The 7,859-nt window shown below is 61.9% G+C and carries 6 protein-coding genes and 1 pseudogene; 3 read left to right on the plus strand and 4 right to left on the minus strand.

The window, feature by feature from the left end; all coding sequences use genetic code 11:
* Positions 1-59: 59 nt before the first annotated feature.
* Positions 60-530 carry a 30S ribosomal protein S7 gene (rpsG, locus tag IEW98_RS12765; RefSeq protein ID WP_188763338.1) on the minus strand — a complete coding sequence of 157 codons (471 nt, stop codon included), beginning with the start codon at positions 528-530 and terminating at the stop codon, positions 60-62.
* Positions 531-590: 60 nt separating this feature from the next.
* On the minus strand, positions 591-962 hold the full coding sequence (rpsL, locus tag IEW98_RS12770) for a 30S ribosomal protein S12 (RefSeq protein ID WP_152577498.1): 372 nt from the start codon (positions 960-962) through the stop codon (positions 591-593).
* 266 nt (positions 963-1,228) lie between these two features.
* Between rpsL and IEW98_RS12775 the strand changes: the two genes are divergently transcribed.
* Entirely contained in the window at positions 1,229-1,765 is a 537-nt protein-coding gene (locus IEW98_RS12775; RefSeq protein ID WP_188763339.1) for a hypothetical protein, read from the plus strand.
* A 6-nt stretch (positions 1,766-1,771) separates the two neighbouring features.
* Here the strand turns inward: IEW98_RS12775 and secA are convergent, their stop codons facing one another.
* Together secA and IEW98_RS12785 are read right to left on the minus strand one after the other, a co-directional pair.
* Positions 1,772-4,549, minus strand: coding sequence for a preprotein translocase subunit SecA (gene secA, locus IEW98_RS12780; protein WP_188763340.1), 2,778 nt, complete (start codon positions 4,547-4,549; stop codon positions 1,772-1,774).
* 100 nt (positions 4,550-4,649) lie between these two features.
* Positions 4,650-4,994: a hypothetical protein gene (locus IEW98_RS12785; protein ID WP_188763341.1), complete on the minus strand. Its 345-nt coding sequence runs from the start codon at positions 4,992-4,994 to the stop codon at positions 4,650-4,652.
* A gap of 145 nt (positions 4,995-5,139) precedes the next feature.
* Between IEW98_RS12785 and IEW98_RS12790 the strand changes: the two are divergent.
* Positions 5,140-5,781: pseudogene (locus IEW98_RS12790) on the plus strand (magnesium chelatase domain-containing protein); the annotation flags it as partial.
* Positions 5,782-5,821: 40 nt separating this feature from the next.
* Positions 5,822-7,372, plus strand: a complete 1,551-nt coding sequence (locus IEW98_RS12795; protein ID WP_188763343.1) for a recombinase family protein — start codon at positions 5,822-5,824, stop codon at positions 7,370-7,372.
* Positions 7,373-7,859: the final 487 nt, after the last annotated feature.

Consider the following 7,859-nt stretch of genomic DNA (forward strand, 5'->3'; position numbering starts at 1 on the left):
GCCGCTTCGAAGCGGCGCCCCCATTTAGTCGCCGCTGTTACCAGCGGAGTGCCTTCAGCCTACCAGCGATAATGCGAGAAGGCACGGTTGGCTTCGGCCATCCGGTGCGAATCTTCACGCTTCTTGACGGCGGCGCCGCGGTTGTTGGCGGCATCGAGGAGTTCGCCCGACAGGCGCTGTGCCATCGTGTGCTCGCTGCGCTTGCGCGCGGCACCGATCAGCCAGCGAATGGCGAGGGCCTGGGACCGTTCCGGGCGCACTTCGACAGGCACCTGATAGGTGGCACCACCGACGCGGCGCGAACGGACTTCGATACCGGGACGAACGTTGGCGAGCGCATCGTGGAAGACGCCGACGGGTTCGCGGCGGCTTTTGGCCTCGATGGTTTCGAGCGCCGAATAGACGATCGATTCGGCAACGGATTTCTTACCTTCGTACATGACGAGGTTCATGAACTTGCTGAGCACCACATCACCGAAACGGGGATCGGGCAGGATTTCACGCTTTTCTGGGCGACGACGACGGGCCATTCTAGTTCCTCAGATCCTGGATCCCGGGTCGAGCCCGGGATGACTCTACGCTGCGCTCGGTCACTTAGGACGCTTGGCGCCGTACTTCGACCGGCTCTGCTTGCGGTTCTTGACACCCTGGGTATCGAGAACGCCGCGCAGAACGTGGTAACGCACACCGGGAAGATCCTTGACGCGGCCGCCGCGAATCAGGACCACGGAGTGCTCCTGAAGGTTATGGCCTTCACCAGGGATATAGCCGATGACTTCGAAGCCATTGGTAAGACGGATCTTGGCAACCTTGCGAAGTGCCGAGTTCGGCTTCTTCGGGGTCGTCGTGTAGACGCGGGTGCAAACACCACGCTTCTGTGGGCAGGCCTCCATGGCCGGCACCTTGTTGCGGGCCTTCTGGGGCTCGCGACCCTTGCGGATCAACTGGTTAATCGTTGGCATCGTGTAATTGTCATCCTGCTGTTCGGTCGCCCGGCCAGAATGGCGGGTAACCTACTCCAAGCCTGCTCCGCCCATGATCACTCATGGCATAAGTCCGTTCGGCGTCCTTTACGGAGCCTGACGAGCGCGGCGCAGCTTGTTGTTTCTCTTCCACGCATGGCCAAGCTGGCTAGGTCCATTAGCGGAGCCGGCCCTATAGTCGCGCGGCGAGAACGGGTCAATGGGATTCGCGGGTAGCGTCACAGGGCGCAGTCGAGGAGGTAGCGATGAAGGTCTTCATGTTGGCGGCGTCGATGATGACGTTGATCGCGGCGGGTCCGGTGCCCGATGCGGCGGCGCTCCATGCCGGACTGGCAGGACGCTGGACGGGGTCGCTGGGCTATCGCGATTACCAGACCGACAAGATGTCCGAGATCGCGGTGAAGACCGAGATCCGCGCCCTGCCCGATGGCGTCACGGTGCTGCGGATTTCCGAGTTCGACGATGGTCCCAGGGTAGGAGCGGTGTTCATCACCACCGCCAGCCTGCACGACAGCAAGGCCGGCACAGTGTCGTCGGCGACGCTGCGCAAGGGCAATTCGGTCGAGATCGAGACCGAGACGCTGGCGGTTACCGCCTATGTCGACGCTGCTCACTGGACGATCGTCGCCGAAGCCGACGGCAGTGACGACGACAAGCCGGCGCGGCTGCGGGTTACTGAAGTGCGCGACGGCTTGCTGTTGACGGCGACCAAGGACGTGCAGCCCAAGGGCACCGCGACTTGGGCCTTTCGCAACCGGACGTTGCTGCGCAAGGCCGAATAACGCGGCCTAGTAGGCGCCGTGGCAGTGCTTGAACTTCTTGCCGCTGCCGCACGGGCACATGGCGTTGCGCGAGACGACGCGGTGCCATTCGGCGAGATCATCGGGATCGACTTCGGTGAGTTCAGCGGTTGCCGCCAGCGCACCGCTGAGCGCACCCGCCGGCAGCGCGCCGAAGGCATCCGAGGCGAAGTTGCCGCGTGAGCCGAAAGCGTCGTTTTCGCCGGTGAACGGGTCGATATGGGTCGTCACGAAGCCGGGCGCATTGAAGCCGGGCATGGCAGGCTGGCTGATCGCCGGCGCTTCCATCTGGAAACGCGCGTTCGACAACATGCGGGTGACGTCCTCGCGGACGATGACCAGCATGCGCTCGAACAGCGCAAAGGCTTCGGACTTGTATTCGTTGAGCGGCGTCTTCTGCGCATAAGCGCGCAGGTGGATGACCTGGCGCAGCGCATCGAGCGTCGCCAGATGCTCCTTCCAGTGATGGTCGAGCGCCTGGAGCAGGAAGTTCTTTTCGATCTCGATCCAGTTTTCGGCCGGCAGGTCGGCAGCCTTGGCGGCCATCATCGAATCGGACGCTTCGATCAGGCGATCGGTGACGATCTCCGGGTCGATGGCGGCTTCCTTCGGCCAGTCGGTGACCGGCAGGTCGAGCGCCAGCGTCTCGCGGACGGCGGTGTCGAGCGCCTCGATGTCCCATTGCTCGGGATAGGAGTTCGGCGGGCAATTGGTGCCGACGAGTGCGTTGATCGTCTCGTGGCGCATGTCGATGACAACGTCGCCGACGGCTTCGGAATCCATGATGTCGGCGCGCTGTTCGTAAACGACCTTGCGCTGGTCGTTCATGACGTCATCGTACTGCAGCAACTGCTTGCGGACGTCGTAGTTGCGCGCCTCGACCTTTTTCTGCGCTGTCTCGATGGCTTTCGAGATCCACGGGTGGACGATCGCTTCGCCCTCCTCGAGGCCGTTGTTCATCATGCGGCTGAGCATCGATTGCTGGCCGAAGATGCGCAGCAAATCGTCGTCGAGCGACAGGTAGAAACGGCTGAAGCCGGGATCGCCCTGGCGCCCCGAGCGACCACGGAGCTGGTTGTCGATGCGGCGGCTTTCGTGGCGCTCGGTACCAAGCACGAAAAGCCCGCCGGCGGCCCGGACAGCGTCGCGTTCGGTTTCGACTTCCTGCTTGATGCGCGCGATCGCGGCGTCGCGCAGCGGGCCGGGGGCGAGTTCGGACAGCTCGCGTTCGACGCGCGCGTCGAAATTGCCCCCAAGCTGGATGTCGGTGCCGCGGCCAGCCATGTTGGTGGCGATGGTGACGGCACCCAGACGCCCGGCCTGTTCGACAATATGGGCTTCCTGCTCGTGGAAGCGGGCGTTGAGCACGACGTGCTTGACGTTTTCCTTCTTCAGGAACTCGCTGAGCATCTCGCTCTTTTCAATCGACACGGTGCCGACGAGGATCGGCTGGTTGCGCGCCGATGATTCGCGGATGGTCTTGACGATCGCCTTGAACTTCTGATCGGCGTCCTTGTAAAATTCGTCGTCGACGTCTTCGCGCAGGACCGGCTTGTTGGTCGGGATCTCGACGACGTTGAGCTTGTAGATGTCGAAGAATTCCGCCGCCTCGGTGGCGGCCGTGCCGGTCATGCCGCCGAGTTTCGGATACATGCGGAAATAGTTCTGGAAGGTGATCGAGGCGAGAGTCTGGTTCTCGGGCTGGATCTGGACACCCTCCTTGGCCTCGACGGCCTGGTGCAGTCCATCGGACCAGCGGCGGCCGTCCATCATGCGGCCGGTGAATTCATCGATGATGATCACCTTGTCGTTGCGGACGATGTAATCGGTGTCGCGGCGATAGATGACGTTGGCGCGCAGGGCCTGATTGAGGTGGTGGACGGCCTGGGTGTTCTCGAAATCGTAGAGGTTTTCGCCCTCGAGGATGCCGGCAGCGGCGAGTGCGCGCTCGGCCTTCTCGGTGCCGTCCTCGGTGAGAATGACCGATTTCTGCTTTTCATCGACTTCGTAATCGACCGGCTCGAGGGTCTTCACCATCTCGTCGACGATCATGTACATTTCCGACTTGTCATCGGTCGGACCGGAAATGATCAGCGGCGTGCGGGCTTCATCGATCAGCACCGAATCGACTTCATCGACGACGGCATAGGCGAACGGCCGCTGGACCATCTGCTCGCGGCTGTATTTCATGTTGTCGCGGAGATAGTCGAAACCGAATTCGTTGTTGGTGCCGTAGGTGATGTCGGAGGCATAGGCCTCGCGGCGGGTGGTATCGTCGATGTTGGGAATGATGACGCCGACGGTCAGCCCGAGGAACTTGTAGACCTGGCCCATCCAGCCGGCATCGCGCGCGGCGAGATAGTCGTTGACGGTGACGACATGGACACCCTTGCCTGCCAGCGCGTTCAAATAAACCGCGAGCGTGGCGACGAGCGTCTTGCCCTCGCCGGTGCGCATTTCGGCGATTTCACCGCGGTGGAGGACGATGCCGCCGACCAGCTGGGTGTCGTAGTGACGTTGACCGAGGGCGCGCTTGGCAGCCTCGCGGACGGTCGCGAACGCTTCGGGCAGGATGTCGTCGAGCGACTTGCCGGCGGCGAGCTCGCCCTTGAGTTTTGCCGTCTGGCCGCGCAGCTCGTCATCCGACAAGACCGTGATCTGTGGCTCGAGGTCGTTGATGCGCGCGACGATGCTGCCCAGCGACTTTACGTAACGGTCATTGCTTGAGCCAAACAGCCGCTTGGCGATACCGCCGAATCCGAGCATGAAAATCCTAACGCGCGAAGCAGTGAGGCAGCAGCCGGCGCCGCCCCTGTCGAACCGCAGCGATGTAGGAGCGGCCGGGCAGTTCGTCAATTCCAGCCTTTTAGCGGGAGCGACGTCGCCAAGTCTGGCGGTTGGCCGTTCCGTCGTGCGGCAGCGGCGGCGAGTCCGGCGGCTGTTGGCGCTTCGATTTGCGCCGCAGTCCGAAATTCACGGCGCGTTGCAGCCGCGGATAGCGCCGGGTGTGACGGACATACTGTCGTCGCGCCCAGCGCGAGTTGCGCAGCACCAGACCGAAACCGATCGCGAAAATAAAGATGCCGAGCGGGCCGGGCGTCGGGATGCCGATGATCGGCGCCGCCAGCATCAGGACAATGCCGATCACCAGCTGCAGCATCCTGAACGGCGCGCTTCGGATCATGCGCTTGATGAGGGGGAAGCGTTTCACGTCGACTCTCTACGAGTGCGATGTGGCAGCGGCAAGACGGGACGTCGGCTTGCCGGGATCGTGGCCGCAATCAGCCGCTTGAGGTCGCCGGCCTGCCCACCTAAGGTCGTTCCGGGGCCAGCCGGATTGGCTAAAAAGGGGAATTATGGTTGCGCATGTCGGGACGGTTGCGTTCCTCGGGCTGGAGGCGCGCCGGGTCGACGTGCAGGTGCAGATTTCCAGCGGCGCCGTCGGGTTCTTCACGGTCGGGTTGCCCGACAAGGCGGTCAAGGAGAGCCGCGAGCGCGTGCAGGCAACGCTCGATGCCGTTGGGCTGGCGCTGCCACCGCGCCGCGTGGTGGTCAATCTGTCGCCGGCCGACCTGCCGAAGGAGGGCTCGCATTACGATCTTCCGATCGCGCTGGGATTGCTGGCGGCGATGGGTGTCATCGCGTCGGATGCGCTCGACGGGTTCCTTGTCGTCGGCGAACTTGGCCTCGATGGCCGGTTGGCGCCGGTCCCGGGAGTCCTGCTCGCGGCGCTGCATGCCGCCGAGAACGAGATGGGGCTGATCTGCCCGGCGTCGCAGGGCGGCGAAGCGGCATGGGCGGGCGACGTCGATGTGGTGGCGGCACCCGACCTGCTGGCACTGCTCAACCATCTCAAAGGCACGCAATTGCTGTCGCCGCCGCAACGTAGCCTCGCGGCACTGGTCCGCACCGGGCCCGACATGTCGGAAATCAAGGGCCAGGAAACCGCCAAGCGCGCCGTCGAGATTGCCGCGGCTGGGGGGCATAATTTGCTCCTGTCATTGCTTTGAGACCCACTCGGGGTTAGAGGCTTACGATATGAGCAGGGACCAAACTCCACACGCGGCCCCTAAGGCCTACTCCTACCTCAGGTTCTCTACACCTGAGCAGATGCACGGCGATAGCTTTCGGCGGCAGACCGCGATGACTACTGAATATGTGCAGAGACATGGCCTTGTATTAGACGAGAGCCTTACGTTCCAAGACCTAGGAGTTTCGGCCTTTCACGGAAAGAATGCAGCAGCGGGAAGGCTTGGAGACTTTAAGGAAGCAGTAATAGCAGGCCGTGTTGACAATGGCTCCTACCTTCTGGTGGAGGGACTTGATCGTATTAGTCGTCTTGAGCCTCGGAAGGCCCTCAGGGTTCTTGAAGATCTTGTAGATTTAGGCATCATTGTTGTTACGATGAGTGACGGCAAGGCATACAGTGAGGCGTCGCTGAAAGCTGACCCCTACGCCCTGATGATGGCCCTCATGCTATTCATCCGTGCGAATGACGAGAGTGAAACGAAGTCGCGGAGGCTCCAAGCCGCATGGGCAGGCAAGAGGGCCAAGGTTGCAACGACGCCACTGACCAGCCGCGCCCCAGCTTGGCTTAAGCTCGACAAGGCGGAAGGCCGGTGGATTGTGCTACAAGAACGCGCTGACATTGTCCGGCGCATCTTTCGCCTTAGCGCCGATGGGGTAGGCCAGCACAAGATTGCAGCGATGCTCAACAGCGAGGCCGTGCCTACCTTTGGCAAAGCAGAGTATTGGCAACGTTCCTACATCTCCAAGATACTAACTAACGCCTCAGTTGTCGGAGCAATGACCCCGCACACTCTGGAATATGCCGATGATCGGAAGCAGCGGAAGCCGAAGGAGGCCGTAGCGGGCTACTTCCCTCCCGTTGTATCGGCGGAAGCATTCAGAGACGTTCAAGCGACACTAGGTACTGTACGCGCCCCAAGCAGGGGACGCCATGCCAACGCCCCACTAAGGAACATACTTGGAGGCTTGGCGACCTGCCCACGGTGCGGCGGCACCTCAACAATGGTATCGAAGGGGAAGGAAGCCGAGCGCTACCTTGTTTGCGCTAGGGCCAAGACCAAAGCAGGCTGCAGCTATCGCTCCGTTCGCTATGGCATCGTGGAGGAAGCAATCCTGACAAGGCTCCCTGAGCGCCTCGCATCGGCACCGGCTGGCAACGGAGCCGCAGAACTCGACGCCTCTGTTCGCAACGCGGAAGGGGCGCTTGATGGCTTGAACGACAGCATCGACAACCTGTTGGACAATCTGAGCGCAGCACGCTCGCCAGCCCTAACGGCAAAGCTCCGTGATCTAGAGCGGCAGAGAGACGCGCAGAGGGATGAACTGAGGGCCGCTCTTGCTTTACGTGACGCTGCAACCGGGCCATTGGTCGCTAGCCGAGTCGATGCGTTGCGGAAGGCTCTTGGGCAGGCTCTACACCCCGGAGAGGTGAACCGTTGCCTCAGGACCGTGTTCACGTCCGCCTGTGTGAATTACATTGATGGCACTGTGGACTTTGAGTGGAAGCAGGGAGGCGAGACGCTACAGGTTCCTTTCGCAATGCCTGAGAGCGTAGCCTAGGCCCTAGGCACCGGTCTGGAGTGGCCAAGGGGCTGTACGGGCGTCCTAGAGGCTCTGAGGGGCCATCCTGAATAACAGATTGAGCACAGACAGACAGGCCTCTTGAGCTCTACGCCTCTAGTAGCGCCCTGAGGGCCTCTTAGAGCGCGACGGGGATATAGGTGGACCGACTGATCGGAACCTTTAGTTTTGGCGCTGTACGGGCTTCCTAGCGCCTCTGAGAGCCCTTCCGACTCGCTAACGCCGGCAGTCCGCAGCTTCTCACGAAAGTCAAGCCCCACGGTATCGAGCGTAGCGATTGTTGCAGGAGCCGGGGGAACCACTTCAGTTTATTGACCTATCTGGTACAGAATAACTCTTTCTCAGTATGGATGGCGCCTGAGCGTACGCCTACGGTGAAGGCCGCCTTGCCTGGTTTGACGGGTGCCGCGAGGTAGCACCGGTGCAAGCACTGGTGTTTGCACTGATGTTAGCGACGGTGCGATGG

The organism is Sandarakinorhabdus glacialis, from assembly GCF_014643455.1.
GTDB lineage: Bacteria > Pseudomonadota > Alphaproteobacteria > Sphingomonadales > Sphingomonadaceae > Sandarakinorhabdus > Sandarakinorhabdus glacialis.